The following is an 18,271-nucleotide window of genomic DNA, read 5'->3' as shown; positions in this document are numbered from 1 at the left end:
TCCCGGGCCTGCGAGGGGTGAGGAGGACGGGGTCCTTCTTCAGAACAGCTGCTGCAGCGGCTCCAGGGCGAAGTAGACGAGGAACAGCACGCTGATCAGCCACATCAGCAGGTGGATCTCACGCCGGCGCCCGGCCGCGATGTGCAGGAGCACGTAGCTGACGACGCCGGCTCCGATGCCGTTGGTGATCGAGTAGGTGAACGGCATGAGCGCGATGGTGAGGAAGGCCGGGATCACCACCGTCATGTCCCCCCACTCCAGGTGGCGGATCTGGCTGATCATCAGCGCGCCCACGATCACCAGCACAGGCGCCGCCGCCTCCGACGGAACGATCTCCACCAGTGGGGTGAAGAACATCGCCAGCAGGAAGAGGACTCCGGTGGCCACGCTGGCCAGCCCGGTCCGCGCGCCGTCGGCGACCCCGGCGGCGCTCTCGACGTAGGTCGTGTTCGACGAGATGCCGGCCGCACCGCCGGCCGCGGCGGCCACCGAGTCGACCAGCAGCACCGGCTGCGACCGGGGCAGGTTGCGGTTCTCGTCGAGCAGGTCGCCCTCGGCGCCGACGGCGGTGACCGAGCCGACCGTGTCGAAGAAGTCGGCGATCATGATCGAGAAGACGATGAGCAGCGCCGCGATCACGCCGATCCGCTCGAAGCCGCCGAACAGCGAGAAGTCGCCGACGATCGACAGGTCGGGAGTGCTGACGACCTCGTCGGGCAGCGTCGGGACCTGCAGCGCCCAGCCCCGCGGGTTGACCTCGCTGCCGTCGGCGCCGGTGCGCGGGCCGACGTCCGCCACGGCCTCCACGATGATCGCGAACACGGTCGAGACGACGATGCCGATGAGCAGCGCCCCCTTGACCCGACGGACGACGAGGACGCTGGTGAGCAGCAGACCGACGACGAAGACCAGCAGCGGCCAGCCCGCCAGCTGGCCGTTGACGCCGAAGCTGATCAGCGGGGTCCCGGGCCGGATGACGCCCGCGTCGGCCAGCCCGATGATCGTGAGGAAGAAGCCGATGCCGACGGCGATCGCCGTCTTCAGTTGCGCCGGGATCGCCTCGAAGACCGCCCGGCGGAAACCGGTGAGCACCAGCACGGTGATGAGCAGGCCCTCGAGGACGATCAGGCCCATGATCTCGGGCCAGGCCAGCTGCGTGGCTGCGAAGACCGCGACGATGGCGTTGATGCCCAGGCCGGTCGCCACGGCGAAGGGGTACCGCCCGACGACGCCCATGAGGATCGTCATGGCCCCGGCGACCAGCGCGGTGACCGCCGCGACCGAGGCGAAGGGCAGCGTGGCGCCGGTGACGTCGGCCCCCGACAGGATGATGGGGTTGAGGACCACGATGTAGGCCATCGTGAAGAAGGTGGTGAGACCGCCGCGCACCTCGCGGGTGACCGTCGAGCGGCGGGCGCTGATGCCGAAGTAGCGGTCCAGCCCGTTGCTCGGCCTGACGCGGGGGCCCTCGCTGCGGCGCGCCGGCCGGGCTCCGGCGGCGACGTCGGCGGGCGTGCCGCCGTCCGTGGTGGTGCCCGTGGACGGGCGGGGCTTCTCTGCCATGACGACTCCCGGGCGCGCGGCCGGGCGAGCAGGCGGCGGGGGAAGCGCGCCGGCTGACCGGTGGGGACTGCGATGAGCGGCGACAGCGTGCCACACCCGTGTTCCGACCAGGTGACACGCACCCGGGCCTGCGGGTCCTAGGGTCGGTCCGTGCCCAGACCGGCCAAGCAGGCCCCGCCCCCGCTCCACGTCGACACCGTGCGGGTGGTGCTGGCCGGGACGGCGCTGTGGGTGGTGGCGCTCGTCGTGCTGCTGCTCCTCGGCGACCGGGTGGACCGCATGTGGATCTGGACCTGTGTCGCCGGCATCGCGCTGGCCGGCGTCGGCCTGGGCGTGATGCGCCTCCAGGGCCAGATCGGCCGCCGCGGCTGACCCCCGCTCAGCCCGGCCGCCGTCCCCTGGCCGCGGGAGCTCCTCCTCCCCCGTCCTGCGCCCCTGCCGGTGGGGGGCTGAGGACGCACTCCTGGAACCTCTCCCCCTGCTTCTCCCGGTGAGCAAGGGGTGAGGCTCCCGGAGACGAGTCCCCCACCGCCCGGAGTGGGGCAGGAGGCCTCCGCGACGAGGACCGGGACGCGCTCAGCTCGGCAGCGGAGAGCACCTGGCCGCGGTGCGGTCCGGAGGACCGCCGTGTCAGAGCACGTCGAACGAGCCGGTGTCGTAGCGCGCCGAGCGCACGACCTCCGTGGCGTCATCGGCGACCAGCGTGGCCTGGCTGTGCGCGCCGCAGCCGTAGTCGACGGTGACCACCCGCCCGTCGGCCGGGGCGTACACGTTGCCGCACGCACCGAAGCTCAGCCGCAGCGAGCCCGCCAGCGGCAGGAAGAACCCGCAGGTGCCGCACGGACCGGGCGCCTGCCGGGCCATGGGTGAGCGGGGGCCGAACTCCCCGGCGTTCCAGCGGGCCGCGGCCTCCTCGCGCCCCTCTCTGGACAGGACCCGCTCCCGGCCGAGGCCGATCTCGGAGGCGACCACGGACCCCTCGGGGTCGTCGGCGGAGTCGTCGTCGGTCGTGTAGCTGGGGACCAGGCGGGGGTCGTCCTCGGTCGAGGGCAGCACGTCACCCACCGAGAGGTCGCCGGGGCGCAGCCGCTCGTGCCAGGGGACCCAGGCCGGGGCGAGCAGCGCCTCCTCACCGGGCAGCAGCACGACCTCGTCGACGGTGACGTGCTCCTCGCCGGGCACCGCCGCGAGGGTGACCGCCCAGTACCAGCCGACGTAGCCGGACAGCCGGCTGGCGAAGGAGTGGGTCACCACCTCGCCGAGGTCCTCGCCGGCGGTACCCGCGGACGGCGACTCGCGGATGACGCCGAGGTGCTCGCCGACCAGCTCGGGGGACCCGGCGGTGTCGACCGCCGCGGCCCGCGCCTGCTCGACCGCGGTGCTGGGCGCGTCGCTCCCCGCGGCAGCGGGGTCGGAGAACTCGGCCACGGCGCCATTCTCCCTGACGCCGCGAGCAGCCCCGGTGTGCGGGGGCACTGCCCGTGTCCTCCCAGGTCGGTGCGGCACCATGGGCTGCGTGTCGTCGTCCCGTCCGCCCGGCGCCCCCCGCCGTGCCCTGCGCCGGCGCCCGTCGCCGCCGGAGGCCCCGGGCGCGGAGACGGCACCGCTCGGGACGGCACGGCCGGCCACCCGGCCGCTGCCGACCGCAGGCGGGGCAGCCGAACCGTGGGGCGGGGACGGCGCGGGCCCTCCCCCGCCGACCACCGCGCTGCCCCCGGCCGCACCGCCGCCTCCGCCACCGCGGAAGCTGACCGTCACGCGGGTCGCGGCGTCGCGCACCCGTGAGCTGACCGGGGCCGCCGTCCGCCGGGTGCAGAACGCCAGCCGGGCCGACGGCGCCGCGGAGAGCGGCCTGGCGAAGCTGCTGTGGGTCAACGCGCTGCACATGGCCGGCGACGCGATGATCGCCGTCTCGCTGGCCGGCACCCTCTTCTTCGCCGCCACCACCGACGTGCAGCGCAGCAACGTGGCGCTCTACCTGCTGGTGACGATGGCGCCCTTCGCGGTCGTCGCCCCGGTGATCGGGCCGCTGCTCGACCGGCTGCGGCGCGGCCGCCGCTGGGCGCTGGCCGTCAGCCAGCTGGGCCGGGGGGTGCTGGCGGTGGTCATGGCCGCCCACTTCGACGACCTCTGGCTCTACCCCGCGGCCCTCGGCGTGCTGGTGCTGTCCAAGGCGCACAACGTGCTGCGCGCGGCGGTGGTCCCGCGGGTGCTGCCCGGTGCGATGTCGCTGACCTCGGCCAACGCGCGCACGTCGGTGTTCGGCCTGGTCACCGCCGGCGTCTTCGGCGGGATCGGTGCCGGCCTGGCCTGGGCGCTGGGCTTCCCGTGGCTGCTGGGGGCCACCGCCGCGGTGTTCGCCTGCGGCGCGGTGCTGGCGGTGCGGCTGCCCCGCCACGTCGACGTCCCCACCGGGGAGCTCCCCGCGGACGTCCTCTCCACCGCGCCCCAGCCGGTGACCACCGGGCGCCGCCGTCGCCCGGTGAACCCGCGCGTGGTCGTCGCGCTGCGGGCCAACGCGGCGCTGCGCGGGCTCGGCGGCTTCCTGACGATCTTCTCCGCGTTCCTCGTGCAGGCCACGGTCGAGGGCGGGTGGCAGGGCACGCTGGCGCTCGGCGCCGTCGCCGGGGCGGCCGGCGTGGGCAGCGTGCTCGGCACCGGCGTCGGCTCCCGGCTGCACCGGGTCGACCCCGACCGCGTGGTGCTCTGGTCGGCGGGCACCGCGGCGGCGATCACCGTCGTCGCGGCGGTCTTCTACAGCCTCGCGACGGCCGCCCTCGTCGCCGGCGTGGCCGCCGTCGCCAACGCGCTGGGCAAGGTCGCCCTCGACGCGATCATCCAGCGCGAGGTGCCGGAGAGCCTGCGGGCCTCGGCCTTCGCCCGCTCGGAGACGATGCTGCAGCTGTCCTGGGTCGTCGGCGGCGCGCTGGGCATCGCCCTCCCCCCGACCGGCTGGCTCGGCTTCACCGTGGCCGCTGCCCTGCTCGTGCTCGCCGTCGGGCTGGTGCTCTGGGGTCCGCGCCGTCGCACCCCGGCGCCGACGGCGCCGATGCCCGCTGCGGACGCCGTCACCGACCCGCTGGGCCGCGTCCCGTGAGGCGGGTCGCCGTCCCGGCCGTCGTCCTGCTGCTGGCCGGCTGCGGCTCCGGGCCGTCGGGGCCGCAGGACGTCGTCGTGGAGGCCGGGCCGCAGCGGATCGAGGCCGCACCCACCCAGTACTGCGCGGACGGTGAGGGCCAGCGCTACGACACCTCGCCGCCGATCATCGAGGTCTCCCCCGACACCACCATCAGACTCACCGTGCCCGACGCGGTCGCCGAGCGCGGCTGGAGCGTGCAGGTGTTCGACGAGAAGCTCGAGGGACTGCTGGGCGAGGTGCCGGTCGACCCCGGTCAGGCCGTGCTGGAGAAGATCAACACCTCGGACGTCGCCCCGCCCGCGTTCTACCTCGTCGTCGTCGAGGACGCCGTCGAGGAGTGCGAGGGCTTCAGCGGGGCCTGGCCGGTCGGGTTCGTGCGCGCCGGCGGCGCCCAGGGCGGGACGGCGACGGAGTCGACGCCGCCCGCACCCCAGGGCTGAGGGCGGACCGCCCTGCCCCCGGTGGCCCCGTCCAGGGGCTCGCCGCGAGCGTGCGAGCGGTGAGGAGGACGGGGTCCCTCTCGTACCGGAACGGCCACCCTCCAGGGGCCCGCGCCCAGCCTGCGAGGCGTGGGGGAAAGGGTGGTCCGCTTTCAGTGCTCCAGGTCGGTGGCGACGGCACGCAGCACGGAGGCGACCTTGCGGGCCACCGGCCGGTCGGGGTGCCGGCCGTGCCGCAGCCCGTTGGACACGTCGTCGAGCAGCTTGATCAGGTCCTCGATGATCGGGACCAGGTCGTCGGGCTTCTTGCGGGTCCGCTCGGCGTGCGCGGCCGTGACCGACGGCAGCGGGTCGAGGACCCGCACCTGCAGCGCCTGGTCGCCCCGGCGGCCGGCGACGATGCCGAACTCCACCCGCTGACCGGGCTTGAGTTCGCCGGTGCCGGCCGGGAGGGCGTCCTTGTGCACGAAGACGTCCGGGCCGTCCTCACGGGAGAGGAAGCCGAACCCCTTCTCCGGGTTGAACCACTTGACTCTGCCGGTGGGCACGTTGATCCCTCAGTCGGTCGCTGGCGGCCCCGGCACCGGGCCGGGAGGACGGTCGCGGCACGGGCGGCCGCTGCGCCCAGGCTAGTCGTCGTGCCGCGTCGTCCCACTCCCATTCCGCCTGCCGTTCCGGTGCGCGCCTAGCCTGACGCGGTGGCATCCCCGGACCAGCCGCCCGGCCACCCCGACTACCGGTTCACGCTGGCCAACGAGCGGACGCTGCTGGCCTGGCTGCGCACCGGTCTGGCGCTCGTCGCCGGGGGCGTCGCGGTCGCCGAGTTCGCGCCCGACCTCGGCACCCGGTGGGGCAGCACCGCGGTCGCGGTCGCCCTGGTGCTGACCGGGCTGGGCGCAGCGGTCGGCGGGTACGTGCGCTGGCGGCGCAACGAGCAGGCGATCGCGGCCGACCGGCCCCTGCCGCCCGGCCGCGTGCTGCCGGCGCTGGTGGCCGCGGTGGCCGCCGTCCTCGTCGTCGTGGCCGTCCTCGTCGGGGTCGAGGTGCTGCGCCGGTGAGCGGACAGGGGCGGAAGCCCGTCAGCGAGGAACGAGCGAGGAGCGGAGCGCTCCGCGGGAGCGAACCGACGGCACCGACCGCCCGCGAGACCCAGCCGGAGCGCACCGTCCTGTCCTGGCAGCGCACCGGCCTCGGAGTGGTCGCCGTCGCCGGCCTGCTCGCCCGCGCGGCGGTGACCGGCGGCGCCCCGGTGCGGCTGGCCGTGGCCGGCGGCGTGGCACTGATGGGCCTCGCCGTGCTGGGCGGGCTGGCGCCGCTGCGGGCCCGGGCCGTGGTGCGGGCGCTCGGCCGCGGGACCGGGGTGGCGGTCCCGCGGCTGGCGCTGGTGGTCACCGCCGTCGTCGTCACCGTGGCCGGCGCCGCGCTGGTCGCGGTGCTCAGCCCCCGCTGACCGGCTGCTCGACGATGCCGAGCCGGTCGAGCAGCACGAGGAAGACCGCGGCGAAGTCGTTGTCCTGCACCTGCGTGCGCACGCGGCCCCAGTCGACCTGCTCGCGCAGCGCCCGGGCCACCGGCAGCAGCCGCCCGTAGTCGCAGTAGTGCTCGTCGAGGGCCATGAGCTTGGTGACGACGATGTCGGTGGCCTGCAGCACCGGCATGTGCACCGAGAGCACCGGCATGTCCTCGGCCCGGTCGATGAGGTCCTGCTCCACCGGGATGCCGCAGGTGCGCCACAGGACGTCGATGAACGAGTTGCCCTGGACGACCTTGGTCAGCCAGTCCTCGGCCGGGTCGACGACCTCCAGCCCGGCCTCGGCCAGCACCTTGGCGGCCCGCTCGGCCTCCGCCGCCGGCACCAGGAAGTCCGCGTCGTGGTCGGGCTCGGGCGCCCCGCGCACCCAGGCGGCGTAGCCGCCGCACAGCGCGAAGGGGACGTCGCCCTGTTTGAGCGCGACGGCGACGCGCTTGAGGAGGTCACGGATCTCTTCGCGGTCCGAGGGCTGCACACACCGCCTGCTACCCGGGGTGCGCCCGCCGGAACACGGCGGTGTGGACGGCGTCGCCCGGGGCACAGGAGCCCTCGTGCGGATCGCGACCTTCAACATCCTCCACGGGCGCTCGCCGGTCGACGACCGCGTCGACGTCGAGCGCCTCGCCGCCGCGGTGAAGGCCCTGGACGCCGACGTGCTGGGGCTGCAGGAGGTCGACCGGGACCAGCCGCGGTCGATGAACGCCGACCTGACCGCCGTCGCCGCCGAGGCGATGGGCGCGGTCGACTCGCAGTTCGTCGCGGCCCTCTCCGGCACCCCGGGCGGCACCTGGATGGCTGCCACCGGCGAGGAGCAGCCCGGGTCGGCGAGCTACGGCATCGCGCTGCTGTCCCGCTACCCGGTGGTGTCCTGGCGGGTGGTCCGGTTGCCGGCGCTGCGCAGCCGGGTGCCGGTCTGGTTCCGCGGTGCCCCGCGCCCGAAGCTCGTCGGCGACGAGCCGCGGGTGGCCGTCGCCGCCGTCCTCGAGGGGCCCTCAGGGCACTTCACCGTCTGCAACACCCACCTGTCGTTCGTGCCGGGGTGGAGCGCGCTGCAGCTGTCGAAGCTGGTGCGCTCGCTGACCGGCACCCGCGAGCCGCTGGTCCTCATGGGGGACCTCAACATGCAGGCGGGCCAGGCGGTGCGGGTCAGCGGGCTGCACCCGCTCGCACCGGCCACGACGCCGACCTTCCCGGTCGACGAGCCGATCCGGCAGCTGGACCACGTGCTGGCCCGCGGGCCCATCGCCGCGACCGGCCCGGCCGAGGCGCTCCGGCTGTCGCTGTCGGACCACCGGGCCCTCGTGGTGCCCTGCACGACTCCCTGAGCGAGGGCTCCCTCCAGGGCACCGCCGGCCCCGTCGCGGGGCCCGGGTCCTCTCTCAGGCGTTGCGGACGGCGGCGGCGTCCTCGAGGCCGAGTTCCCGGACCGACGTCTCGCGCATCTCGACCTTGCGCACCTTGCCGGTGACCGTCATGGGGAAGCCGTCGACGATCTTGACGTAGCGCGGGATCTTGTAGTGGGCCAGCTTGCCGGCGCAGAACTCGCGCAGCGCCTCGGGCGTGAGCGGCTCGGCGCCCTCCCGCAGCCGCACCCAGGCCATGAGCTCCTCGCCGAAGCGCTCGTCGGGCACCCCGATGACCTGGGCGTCGACGATGTCGGGGTGGGTGTAGAGGAACTCCTCGACCTCGCGCGGGTACACGTTCTCCCCGCCGCGGATGACCATGTCCTTGATCCGGCCGACGATGTTGAGGTAGCCCTCGGCGTCCATGACCGCGAGGTCGCCGGTGTGCATCCAGCGGGCGGCGTCGATGACCTCGGCGGTCTTCTCCGGCTCGTCCCAGTACCCGAGCATCACCGAGTAGCCGCGGGTGCAGAACTCCCCCGGCGTCCCGCGCGGCACGGTCAGCCCGGTCTCGGGGTCGATGACCTTGACCTCCAGGTGGGGGTGCACCCGCCCGACCGTCGAGGTGCGCCGGTCCAGGTCGTCGTCGGCCCCGGTCTGGGTGGAGACCGGTGAGGTCTCGGTCATCCCGTAGCAGATGGTCACCTCGGTCATCCCCATCTCGGCGACGACCCGCTTCATGACCTCCACCGGGCACGGCGAGCCGGCCATGATGCCGGTGCGCAGGCTGGAGAGGTCGTAGGTGGCGAAGTCCGGCAGCGCGAGCTCGGCGATGAACATCGTCGGGACGCCGTACAGCGAGGTGCACCGCTCGTCCTGCACCGCCTGCAGCGTCGCGGCCGGGTCGAAGCCGGGCGCGGGGATCACCATGGTCGCGCCGTGCGAGGTGGCCGCGAGGTTGCCCATGCCCATGCCGAAGCAGTGGTAGTAGGGCACCGGGATGCAGATCCGGTCGGCCTCGGTGTAGCCGCAGCCCTCGCCGACGAAGAACCCGTTGTTGAGCAGGTTGTGGTGGGTGAGCGTGGCACCCTTGGGGAAGCCGGTCGTGCCCGAGGTGTACTGGATGTTGATCGGGTCGTCGGCCGACAGCTGGGTCTCGCGCTCGGCCAGCAGCGCGCGGTCGCCGGCCCGGCCGGTGGCCACCAGCTGCTCCCACTCGGGGGAGCCGAGGAAGACCACCTCGCGCAGGTCGGGGCAGCGGTCGCGGACCTCCTCGACCATCGCGCGGTAGTCGCTGGTCCTGAAGTCCGGTGCGCTCACCAGCACCGAGATGCCGGCCTGCTCGAGCACGTAGGCCAGCTCGTGCGTGCGGTAGGCCGGGTTGATGTTCACCATGATCGCGCCGAGCTTCGCCGTCGCGTACTGCACGAAGGCCCACTCGGCGCAGTTCGGCGCCCAGATGCCGACCCGGTCACCCTTCGCGACCCCCAGGGCGTCGAGCCCCAGGGCCACGGCGTCGACCTCGGCGACGAACTCCGGATAGCTGAAGCGGCGACCGGTGGCGCACTCGACGAGCGCCTCGTGGTCGCCCACCCGCGCCGCCGTCCGATCGAGGTCGGCCCCGATCGTGTCCCCGAGGAGGGGCACGGTCGAGGTGCCACTGCTGTAGGACGGCAGTGCGGGCGTCGTCATGGCTACTCGCCCGCCTGGACGCCGGCCCGGTTGGGCTTGTCGGTCGGGTGGGCGTACCGGAGGCGGCTGGGCGGCAGCGGGAAGTCGTGGTCCTCGCCGAAGGGCGACAGCGGGCCGGCCGACTCCGCGAGGAACTCCGTCACGGGCGCACCGCCCTCGTCGTTCTGCCCCCAGGTGGGCTCGACCAGGTGCTCGTGCTTGGGGTTCCGCTTCGCCATGTCGCCGTGCCCTCCGTTGTGCTGGGTTCCCGCGGGCACCGCCCGGTGCCCGCGTCCGTCGTGCATCTTGGCGGATGGGATACCCCGGATGCACGCGGTACGCCCCCTGCGCCGGGTCAGTGGCGCCGCACCGCCCGGGCCCCGTAGACCGTCGGCAGGCCGTCGGCGGTGAGCACCCACTCCCGCGGCCCGACGGGCGCGGCGCGCACCACCGCGTCGTGCAACTGCTGGACGGCGCGGGTGCGCCAGACCGCGGTGCTCGTCAGCCGCAGGCGCACCGGGTCGGCCGTGGGGTCGAGCTCGTCGTAGCCCTCCGGCTCGAAGGACAGCACCGCGGGGCCCGCGATCCGCAGCACGCCGGTCTGCCACGGCACGGTCTCCAACGCCCGCCGCCAGCGGGCGTGGCGGGCCAGCGCGCCCGCCCCGGCGACCGCGGCGACCGTGCCGACCATCACCAGCGCGAGGACGACGAGGCCGGCCAGGGGCAGCCGCTGCCCGGAGTCCCGGGCGATGGTGACCGCGGCGGCGGCCAGCAGCACCCCGAGGACGACGGCGATCACCCCGCCCGCCAGCCAGCGCAGCGCCCCGGCCTGGTAGCCGGTCAGCGCGGCGCGGGTCTGCGGGTCGTCGGCGGCCGGGATCACGCCTCCCATGCTGGCAGGGGCGTCGGCCGGGACGGCGACGTAACGTGGACCGGATGTCCTCGCCAGCCCCCTCGACGCTCGCCGCCTGGCTGCGGACCCGCAGTGACGAGCAGCTCGGCGCGCTGCTGGCCGCCCGGCCCGACGTGGCCCGTCCCGCGCCGTCCGACGTCGTCGCCCTCGCCAGCCGGCTGGCCGTGCCCGTGTCGGTCGACCGCGCCCTCGACGAGCTGGACGCCGCCACCCTGCAGGTGCTCGACGTGGTGCTGCTCGCCGACACCGACGGGGTCGCCGCCGCCGACCTGCCCGCCGCGCTGCCCGCGGTCCCCGACGACGTGCTCGAGGCCGCCGTCGACCGGCTCACCACGCGGGCGCTGCTGTGGGGGGACGACGTGCTGCACGCCCCCGAACCGGTGCGCCGCGCCGTCCGCTACCCGGCCGGCCTGGGACGGCGGGCGCCCGACCTGCGGCTGACGCTGCCGGCCGACCTGCCCCAGGCGCTGGCCGAGCTGCCGGCCGAGGAACGCGACGTGCTGGAGCGGCTGGCCGGCGACCGGCCGGTGGGCCACCTGCCCGACACCGACGGCGGTGCCGCCTCCCCCGCCCGTCGGCTGCTGCAGCGCGGGCTGCTGGCCCGCATCGACGCGCTCAACGTGGAGCTCCCCCGCGAGATCGGGCTGCAGCTGCGCGGCAGCCGGCCCTACGGCCCGCCCCGGCTGCGCCCGGACCCGGCCGTCGTCCAGCGGGACCCGGCCGTGGTCGACCGGCAGGCCGCCGGTGCCGCGATGGAGGCGATCGGGCGGGTCGGCGAGCTGCTGACGCTGCTCGAGGAGGAACCGGCCGGGCTGCTGCGCAGCGGAGGCGTCGGCGTCCGCGACCAGAAGCGGCTGGCCCGGGCGCTGCACGTCCCCGAGCCCGAGGCCGGCTGGCTGCTGGAACTGGCACACGCGGCCGGCCTGCTCGACGTCGGGGGGCCGCACCGCGACGAGTGGCTGCCGACGCGGGCCTTCGACCTGTGGCGGGAGCAGGAGCTGCCCGACCGGTGGGCGACGCTGGCCGCGGGCTGGCTGGCCGCCGTCCGGCTGCCCTCCCTCGCCGGACAGCGCGACGTCTCCGGCAAGGCGGCCAACGCGCTGTCCCCCGACCTGGTGCGGCACACCGCGCCGGCGATCCGGCGCTCGGCGCTCGTCGCGCTGGCGGAGTGCCCGCCGGGCCGGGGCGTGGCCGCCGACGAGCTGGTCGCGCTGCTGCGCTGGCGCACCCCGCGGCGGGCCGACCGGCTGGCCCCGGTGCCCGACCTGCTGGCCGAGGCGGCGCGGCTGGGCGTCGTCGTCGGCGGGGTGCTGTCCAGCGGCGGACGCGGGCTGCTGGCCACCGGTGAGGACGGCGCGGCCGACGGGATGCGCGGGCTGCTGCCCGACCCGGTCGACCACGTGCTGGCCCAGCCCGACCTGTCACTGATCGCCCCCGGCCCGCTGATCGCCGAGCTCGCCGACACCCTCGCCGTCGTCGCCGACGTCGAGTCCTCCGGCGGGGCGACGGTCTTCCGGGTGTCGGAGGCCAGCGTGCGCCGCGCCCTCGACTCCGGCTGGTCGGCCACCGACCTGCACGAGTTCTTCGCCCGCGCCTCGCGGACCCCGGTACCCCAGGCCCTCGACTACCTGGTGGACGACGTCGCCCGCCAGCACGGCCGGCTGCGGGTGGGCGCCATCGAGAGCTACGTGCGCTCCGACGACCACGGGCTGCTCTCCCAGGTGCTCAACGACCGGCGCACGGCCGCCGCGGAGCTGCGCCGGCTCGCTCCCGGTGTGCTGGTCAGCGGGCTGGGCGCCGACGAGGTGCTCGGGGTGCTGCGCGAGGCGGGCTACGCCCCGGCCGGCGAGTCGCCCGGCGGTGCCGTGCTGACCCGCCCGCCGGCCCGGCCGCGCGCCGCGGGCCGCCGTCCCGGCGGGTCGGCTCCGCAGGCGCCGCGGCCGCTCACCGGCGACGAGGTGGCCGCCACGGTGCGGGAGATCCGGGCCGGGGACGCCGCCCTGGCCGCCCGCCGCGGCGAGGCGGTGCGGCAGGTCCCCGGGGTCACCACGGCCGGCACGCTGGAGCTGCTGTCGCGGGCGGTCCGCGAGGGCGTGCCGGTGTGGCTGGGCTACGTCGACGCCCAGGGCAGCGGCAGCCAGCGCGTCATCCAGCCGGTGTCCCTGGCCGGCGGCTTCCTGCAGGGGTACGACGAGCGCCGCAGGGAGAGCCGCACCTTCGCCGTCCACCGGATCACCTCGGTCGCGCTGGTGGAGGACGAGGACCGCGTCGGCTGAGCGGTCGGCGGGAAGGACCTGTCGTCCCCCGTCGTTACCGTGTCGGAGGCCCGCGCGGCCACCATCCCCTCCCCCCTCACCGAGAGGTCCCGCGTGTCTGACGGCCCCCTGATCGTCCAGTCGGACAAGACGCTGCTGCTCGAGGTCGACCACCCCGCCGCCCGCGACTGCCGCGCGGCGATCGCGCCGTTCGCCGAGCTGGAGCGTTCGCCCGAGCACGTCCACACCTACCGTGTGACGCCGCTGGCGCTGTGGAACGCGCGCGCCGCCGGGCACGACGCCGAGCAGGTCGTCGACGCGCTGGTCCGCTACTCGCGCTACCCGGTGCCGCACGCGCTGCTGGTCGACATCGCCGACACGATGGACCGCTACGGCCGGCTGACCCTGGTCAACAACCCGGTGCACGGGCTGGTGCTGGCCAGCTCCGACCGAGCGGTGCTCGAGGAGGTCGTCCGCTCCAAGCGGGTCGCGCCGATGCTGGGCACGCGGATCGACGACGACACCGTCGTGGTCCACCCCTCGGAGCGCGGCCGGCTCAAGCAGGCGCTGCTCAAGGTCGGCTGGCCGGCCGAGGACCTCGCCGGCTACGTCGACGGCCAGGCGCACCCCATCGAGCTGGCGCAGGACGGCTGGCACCTGCGCGACTACCAGCAGGAGGCGGTCGAGGGCTTCTGGGCGGGTGGCTCGGGCGTCGTCGTCCTCCCGTGTGGCGCGGGCAAGACGCTGGTCGGCGCCGCGGCGATGGCCGAGGCCAAGGCGACCACGCTGATCCTGGTGACCAACACCGTCTCCGGGCGGCAGTGGAAGCGCGAGCTGCTGGCCCGCACCTCGCTGACCGAGGACGAGATCGGCGAGTACTCCGGCGAGCGCAAGGAGATCCGCCCGGTCACCATCGCGACCTACCAGGTGATCACCACCCGCCGGAAGGGCGAGTACCGGCACCTGGACCTCTTCGACGCGCAGGACTGGGGACTGATCGTCTACGACGAGGTGCACCTGCTGCCCGCGCCGATCTTCCGGCTCACCGCCGACCTGCAGTCCCGCCGCCGGCTGGGCCTGACCGCCACGCTGGTGCGCGAGGACGGCCGGGAGGACGACGTCTTCTCGCTGATCGGCCCCAAGCGCTACGACGCCCCGTGGAAGGACATCGAGTCGCAGGGCTACATCGCGCCGGCCGAGTGCATCGAGGTGCGGGTGTCGCTCGACGACGAGGAGCGGATGACCTACGCGGTCGCCGAGCCCGAGGAGCGCTACCGGATCGCGGCGACCGCGACCTCGAAGCTGCCGGTGATCCGCCGGGTGCTCGACCGGCACCCCGACGAGCAGAAGCTGGTCATCGGCGCCTACCTCGACCAGCTCGACGAGCTCGGCCGGGCGCTGGACGCCCCGGTCATCCAGGGGTCGACGACCAACCGGGAGCGGGAGAAGCTCTTCGACGCCTTCCGCGCCGGGGAGATCAGGACCCTGGTGGTGTCCAAGGTCGCCAACTTCTCCATCGACCTGCCCGAGGCCGCGGTCGCCGTCCAGGTGTCGGGCACCTTCGGGTCGCGGCAGGAGGAGGCCCAGCGGCTCGGTCGGGTGCTGCGTCCCAAGGCCGACGGCCGGCAGGCGCACTTCTACACGGTGGTCAGCCGCGACACCCTCGACGCCGAGTACGCCGCCCACCGGCAGCGCTTCCTCGCCGAGCAGGGCTACGCGTACACGATCGTCGACGCCGCCGACCTGGCCGGGCCGGGCGAGGTCAACGGCCCCGGCTGGGTGGACGAGCCGGCGGACTGAGAGAGGACCCCGTCCTGCCCGCCCTTCGCGGGCTCAGGGCGGGGCCCGGGACGGGGCCTCGCAGGGGGCCGACCGCTGTCAGGACGGCGCCCCGCCCTCCGCGATCTCGCGGAGGGCCTGCAGGTGCCGGGTGTACACCTCCCGGCCCTCCGGGCTGAGCCGCAGCCAGGTCCGCGGGCGCTTGCCGACGTACCCCTTGCGCACCTGCACGTAGCCGGCCTGCTCCAGCGTGCCGACCTGTTTGCTCAGGGCCGAGTCGGTCACCCCGACGGTGTCGCGGACCCAGCCGAACTCGGCCTCCGTCGTACCGGCCAGCGCCGCCACCACGGAGAACCGCACCGGCGCGTGGATGACGTCGTCCAGCCGGTGCCGCGGGTGCGCAGCACCGGCCGGGACCTCGGAGGGAGCGCTGGTCACGCCCGCGCCTCCGCGCGGGCGCCGAGGACGAGCGGGACGGCGCTGACCAGCGACGCCGGGAACCAGAACAGCGGCTGACCCCGGAAGAACAGCAGCCCGAGGACGAGGACCGCGGCGAACACCGCCCCCCACGACAGCAGCGCGCACACCCAGCGGCGGGAGAAGCCGGACGGGGTGAGCTGGAGGCCGGACAGGAAGCTCACGGTGACCCCGGCGGTGCACAGCAGATAGGCGGCGGTCAGCCAGAGCACCGGGCCGTCCTCCGTCAGCAGACCCAGCGCCGTGAGGTACACGACGTTGAGCGCGGCGAAGGCGACCAGCCAGCCGACGTAGCGGAACGACGCCGCGCGGACCGCGGCCTGCATCCGTGCGTCGGTGGCGAGGTAGTCGGCGGCGAGCAGCGCGCCGGGCTCCGGCTCGGACATGGGGCCTCCTGGTGATGGGGGCGCTACCATGGCATCTACTTTCCAGATCTGCAAGTACTTGCAGCCAGGTGGCCCTGAGGCTGCGGGGCCCGCTCAGCCCTGTGTCGCCGTCCACGCGGCGATCTGCGCCCGGGAGCGGAAGCCCAGCCGGGTGAGGATCTGCTCGACGTGGGACTCCGCCGTCCGCGGTGAGATGACCAGCCGGGCGGCGATCTCCCGGTCGGTCAACCCCTCGGCCACCAGGTCGGCCACCTCCTGCTGGCGGCGGGTCAGCGGGCCGGACGGCGGAGGCACCGGCGTCCTGGCTGCCGCCTCCTCGCCCAGCGCCAGGGCGACCGCCGCGGCCCGCTCCAGGGCGCTGCCCTCGGCGTACCGGGCAGCCCACCGCTGCTCGCCGAGGGCGCGGCGGGCCACTCCCGTCCAGTGGTCGTCGGGAGCGGTCAGCGGCTCCGGCAGCCGGGCGGGGACCGACCGCCACACCGCGTCGGCGGCGCCGGCCAGCCGGGCGGCCGTCCCGGCGTCCCCGCGCGCGGCCGCCGTCCAGCCGAGGGCGGCCACGCAGAGCGCCACGCCGCTGCGGTCGTCGACCGCGCGCATGAGCCGCAGCGCCTGCTCCTCCAGCCGGGTGGCCGCCGCGGGGTCGCCGCCCGCGAGCCGCACCAGCCCCTGGCCCCACAGGGCGTGCGACCGGGTCCAGGGGTCCGCGGCGGCGGCGAGGCTCGTGCCGAAGGCCGCGTCGGCGGATGCGAGGTCGCCGGCGAGCAGGGCCACCACTCCGACGTCGGCCCAGCAGAACGCCCCGGCCGGCGCTCCGGCCGCCTCGTGTCCCGCGGCCGCCGCGCGCAGCAGCCGGTCGGCCGCCGGTAGGTCGCCGCGGAACAGCGCCGCCTGGCCGAGGTACTGGGTGGCCAGCGCGGCCACCGCCGGCCGGTCGAGCTCCCGCGCGGTCCGCAGTCCCTCCTCCAGCAGCGGGACGGCGGTCTCCGGGTCGGTGGCGACGAGGGCGAGGTAGCCGGCGACGACCAGCCCCCGCGCCCGCTCGGGGCCCGGTGCCGGCACCGCGCGCAGCAGCAGGTCCAGCCAGCGCCGTCCCTCGCCGAGGTGGCCGCGGGCCGCCCAGTACAGCCAGGCGTCGGCGACGGTCGCGAGGCCGGCCGCCTCCTCCCCGGGCGTGCGCAGGCAGTGCTCCACGGCTCCGGCGAGCTCGGCGTGGACGGCGGCCAACCGGTCGAAGGCGGCGACCTGCCCGGGGCCGAGGAACTCCGCCGCCGCGTCGGCCACCAGCCGGGCGCACCAGTCCCGATGGCGCCGGCGGACCGCCGCGGCCTCCCCGGAGGCGACGAGCAGCTCACGGCCGAACGCCCGGACGGTCTCCAGCATCCCGAACCGGCTCCCGGTGCCGTTCCGGACGACGGTCAGCAGCGAGGCGTCGACCAGGCCGCCGATCGCGTCGAGCAGGTCCTCCTCCAGCAGCCCGTCGTCCGCGCACACCGCCGCGGCGGCCGCCAGGTCGAAGCCCCCGGTGAAGACGGCGGCGCGCGCCCACAGCAGCCGCTCGCGCTCGCCGAGCAGGTCGGCGCTCCACTCCATCGTCGCCCGCAGGGTGCGGTGGCGGTCCGGCCCCGCGGGCCCCGGCCGGCGCAGCAGCCCGAAGCGGTCGTCCAGCCGGTCCAGCAGCTCGGCGGGGGTGAGCGTCCGCAGGCGTACGGCGGCCAGCTCGATCGCCAGGGGGATGCCGTCCAGCCTCCGGCACAGCTCGGCCAGGGTGCCGTCGTCCGCCGGGGTCGGCGCGAGGTCGGGTGCCGCCGCCCGGGCCCGCTCCCGGAGCAGCGACACCGCCTCCGATCCCGCGCCGACCGGCAGCGGCGGCACCACGCAGAGCACCTCCCCCGGCAGGTCCAGCGGCGTCCGGCTCGTGGCGAGGACCGACAGGCCGGGGCAGGCGGGGGTGAGCGCGTCGAGCAGCACGGCGCAGGCGTCGCGCAGGTGCTCGCAGTTGTCGAGCACGAGCAGCACCCGCCGCTCGCCGAGGACGTCGGCCAGCGACGCGGGGAGCCAGCGGCCGGTGCTGTCCCGGACGTCGAAGGCGGCGGCGACCTGCGCGGCGGCGAGCGCGGGGTCGGGAACGGCGGTCAGGTCGGCCAGCGCGACCCCGTCGGGGAAGGATCGGCGCAGCTCGTCGGCCGCGCGCAGGGCCAGCCGGGTCTTGCCCACCCCGCCCGGCCCGACCAGCGTCACCAGCCGGGACTCCGCCAGCAGCCCGCGCAGCCGCGCCAGCTCGGTCCGCCGGCCGACGAACGAACTGCGCTCGGCCGGCAGCCGCGACCCCGCCGCGGGGACTGCCCGCTGCCCCATGGCCGGGCACCGTAGCGGCGGGTACGGGTCGGCGGGAGGACCCGTACCGCTCTCCGGGGGATGCCCGCTGCGCGTGCCGCCGGGCCCGCGGGAGCGTGACCGCATGGACGAGCGGCACCGGGACGCGGGGCTCTTCCTCGTGCAGTTCCGGAGCTGCCCACCGTCGGTGGGTGACGCGGTGGGGATGCACCACGCCCTCCACCGGGCGGTCACCCGCCTCGGTGCGGCCGGGACGGCGATCCGCTGGTGCGGTGCCTGGCTGCTCCCCGACGAGTGCCGGTGCCTGTGCCTCGTGCAGGCGGCACGGGAGGCCGACGTCGTCCTCGCCCGCGACCTGGCCGCCCTGCCCACCGCGTCCGTCGCCCCGGCCCGGGCGCTGGGCGGGCCTCCCCTCCCCCGAACCGGAAGCAGGTCCTGAC

Annotated in this window: 19 protein-coding genes; 9 read left to right on the top strand and 10 right to left on the bottom strand. The window is 75.6% G+C overall.

Annotated elements, in window-relative coordinates:
* Positions 1 to 39 precede the first annotated feature (39 nt).
* Positions 40 to 1,563 carry an NCS2 family permease gene (locus tag ACWIX3_RS07685; protein WP_448611483.1) on the bottom strand — a complete coding sequence of 508 codons (1,524 nt, stop codon included), beginning with the start codon at positions 1,561 to 1,563 and terminating at the stop codon, positions 40 to 42.
* A gap of 150 nt (positions 1,564 to 1,713) precedes the next feature.
* Here ACWIX3_RS07685 and ACWIX3_RS07680 point away from each other — a divergent pair, with 150 nt between their 5' ends.
* Positions 1,714 to 1,935, top strand: a complete 222-nt coding sequence (locus ACWIX3_RS07680; RefSeq protein ID WP_448611482.1) for a DUF2530 domain-containing protein — start codon at positions 1,714 to 1,716, stop codon at positions 1,933 to 1,935.
* A 258-nt stretch (positions 1,936 to 2,193) separates the two neighbouring features.
* Here ACWIX3_RS07680 and ACWIX3_RS07675 read toward each other — a convergent pair whose 3' ends face one another.
* Positions 2,194 to 2,991 carry a DUF3027 domain-containing protein gene (locus ACWIX3_RS07675; protein WP_448611481.1) on the bottom strand — a complete coding sequence of 266 codons (798 nt, stop codon included), beginning with the start codon at positions 2,989 to 2,991 and terminating at the stop codon, positions 2,194 to 2,196.
* An 88-nt stretch (positions 2,992 to 3,079) separates the two neighbouring features.
* Here ACWIX3_RS07675 and ACWIX3_RS07670 point away from each other — a divergent pair, with 88 nt between their 5' ends.
* Together ACWIX3_RS07670 and ACWIX3_RS07665 are read left to right on the top strand one after the other, a co-directional pair.
* Positions 3,080 to 4,660, top strand: a complete 1,581-nt coding sequence (locus tag ACWIX3_RS07670) for an MFS transporter (protein WP_448611480.1) — start codon at positions 3,080 to 3,082, stop codon at positions 4,658 to 4,660.
* Positions 4,657 to 5,142: a DUF2771 family protein gene (locus ACWIX3_RS07665; protein WP_448611479.1), complete on the top strand. Its 486-nt coding sequence runs from the start codon at positions 4,657 to 4,659 to the stop codon at positions 5,140 to 5,142. Before ACWIX3_RS07670 ends, ACWIX3_RS07665 begins: the two co-directional genes overlap by 4 nt.
* Positions 5,143 to 5,294: 152 nt before the next feature.
* On the opposite strand, the gene ACWIX3_RS07660 is transcribed toward ACWIX3_RS07665, so the two are convergent.
* Entirely contained in the window at positions 5,295 to 5,690 is a 396-nt protein-coding gene (locus ACWIX3_RS07660; RefSeq protein ID WP_448611478.1) for a cold-shock protein, read from the bottom strand.
* Between the two features lie 150 nt (positions 5,691 to 5,840).
* Here ACWIX3_RS07660 and ACWIX3_RS07655 point away from each other — a divergent pair, with 150 nt between their 5' ends.
* Together ACWIX3_RS07655 and ACWIX3_RS07650 are read left to right on the top strand one after the other, a co-directional pair.
* Positions 5,841 to 6,200 carry a YidH family protein gene (locus tag ACWIX3_RS07655; protein WP_448611477.1) on the top strand — a complete coding sequence of 120 codons (360 nt, stop codon included), beginning with the start codon at positions 5,841 to 5,843 and terminating at the stop codon, positions 6,198 to 6,200.
* Complete coding sequence (locus tag ACWIX3_RS07650) at positions 6,197 to 6,592, top strand: DUF202 domain-containing protein (protein WP_448611476.1); 396 nt, start codon at positions 6,197 to 6,199, stop codon at positions 6,590 to 6,592. The genes ACWIX3_RS07655 and ACWIX3_RS07650 overlap by 4 nt, the downstream gene beginning before the upstream one ends.
* Here ACWIX3_RS07650 and ACWIX3_RS07645 read toward each other — a convergent pair.
* A complete protein-coding gene (locus tag ACWIX3_RS07645) occupies positions 6,579 to 7,148 on the bottom strand; it encodes a hypothetical protein (protein ID WP_448611475.1) in 570 nt (189 codons plus the stop codon). The genes ACWIX3_RS07650 and ACWIX3_RS07645 overlap by 14 nt on opposite strands.
* 76 nt (positions 7,149 to 7,224) lie before the next feature.
* Between ACWIX3_RS07645 and ACWIX3_RS07640 the strand changes: the two genes are divergently transcribed.
* A complete protein-coding gene (locus ACWIX3_RS07640) occupies positions 7,225 to 7,998 on the top strand; it encodes an endonuclease/exonuclease/phosphatase family protein (RefSeq protein WP_448611474.1) in 774 nt (257 codons plus the stop codon).
* A gap of 54 nt (positions 7,999 to 8,052) precedes the next feature.
* Here the strand turns inward: ACWIX3_RS07640 and ACWIX3_RS07635 are convergent, their stop codons facing one another.
* The 3 genes from ACWIX3_RS07635 to ACWIX3_RS07625 form a co-directional block, all read right to left on the bottom strand.
* Positions 8,053 to 9,708: an AMP-binding protein gene (locus tag ACWIX3_RS07635; RefSeq protein WP_448611473.1), complete on the bottom strand. Its 1,656-nt coding sequence runs from the start codon at positions 9,706 to 9,708 to the stop codon at positions 8,053 to 8,055.
* A gap of 2 nt (positions 9,709 to 9,710) precedes the next feature.
* Positions 9,711 to 9,926: a hypothetical protein gene (locus tag ACWIX3_RS07630; RefSeq protein ID WP_448611472.1), complete on the bottom strand. Its 216-nt coding sequence runs from the start codon at positions 9,924 to 9,926 to the stop codon at positions 9,711 to 9,713.
* 116 nt (positions 9,927 to 10,042) lie between these two features.
* On the bottom strand, positions 10,043 to 10,579 hold the full coding sequence (locus ACWIX3_RS07625) for a hypothetical protein (protein WP_448611471.1): 537 nt from the start codon (positions 10,577 to 10,579) through the stop codon (positions 10,043 to 10,045).
* 44 nt (positions 10,580 to 10,623) lie between these two features.
* Between ACWIX3_RS07625 and ACWIX3_RS07620 the strand changes: the two genes are divergently transcribed.
* Complete coding sequence (locus ACWIX3_RS07620) at positions 10,624 to 12,876, top strand: helicase-associated domain-containing protein (protein ID WP_448611470.1); 2,253 nt, start codon at positions 10,624 to 10,626, stop codon at positions 12,874 to 12,876.
* 93 nt (positions 12,877 to 12,969) lie between these two features.
* On the top strand, positions 12,970 to 14,655 hold the full coding sequence (locus tag ACWIX3_RS07615; RefSeq protein WP_448611469.1) for a DNA repair helicase XPB: 1,686 nt from the start codon (positions 12,970 to 12,972) through the stop codon (positions 14,653 to 14,655).
* A gap of 78 nt (positions 14,656 to 14,733) precedes the next feature.
* Here the strand turns inward: ACWIX3_RS07615 and ACWIX3_RS07610 are convergent, their stop codons facing one another.
* From ACWIX3_RS07610 to ACWIX3_RS07600, 3 genes are all read right to left on the bottom strand, one after another.
* Positions 14,734 to 15,072: a winged helix-turn-helix domain-containing protein gene (locus ACWIX3_RS07610; protein WP_448611468.1), complete on the bottom strand. Its 339-nt coding sequence runs from the start codon at positions 15,070 to 15,072 to the stop codon at positions 14,734 to 14,736.
* Positions 15,069 to 15,497 carry a hypothetical protein gene (locus ACWIX3_RS07605; protein WP_448611467.1) on the bottom strand — a complete coding sequence of 143 codons (429 nt, stop codon included), beginning with the start codon at positions 15,495 to 15,497 and terminating at the stop codon, positions 15,069 to 15,071. Before ACWIX3_RS07605 ends, ACWIX3_RS07610 begins: the two co-directional genes overlap by 4 nt.
* A gap of 93 nt (positions 15,498 to 15,590) precedes the next feature.
* Positions 15,591 to 17,852: an ATP-binding protein gene (locus tag ACWIX3_RS07600; RefSeq protein ID WP_448611466.1), complete on the bottom strand. Its 2,262-nt coding sequence runs from the start codon at positions 17,850 to 17,852 to the stop codon at positions 15,591 to 15,593.
* Positions 17,853 to 17,955: 103 nt separating this feature from the next.
* On the opposite strand from ACWIX3_RS07600, the gene ACWIX3_RS07595 reads away from it, so the two are divergent.
* On the top strand, positions 17,956 to 18,270 hold the full coding sequence (locus tag ACWIX3_RS07595; RefSeq protein ID WP_448611465.1) for a hypothetical protein: 315 nt from the start codon (positions 17,956 to 17,958) through the stop codon (positions 18,268 to 18,270).
* The last annotated feature ends 1 nt before the right edge of the window (position 18,271 follow it).

It is taken from the genome of Geodermatophilus sp. URMC 60, from assembly GCF_053502585.1.
Note: the sequence above shows the minus strand (reverse complement) of the source record. Positions and strands in the feature narration are given on the sequence as shown.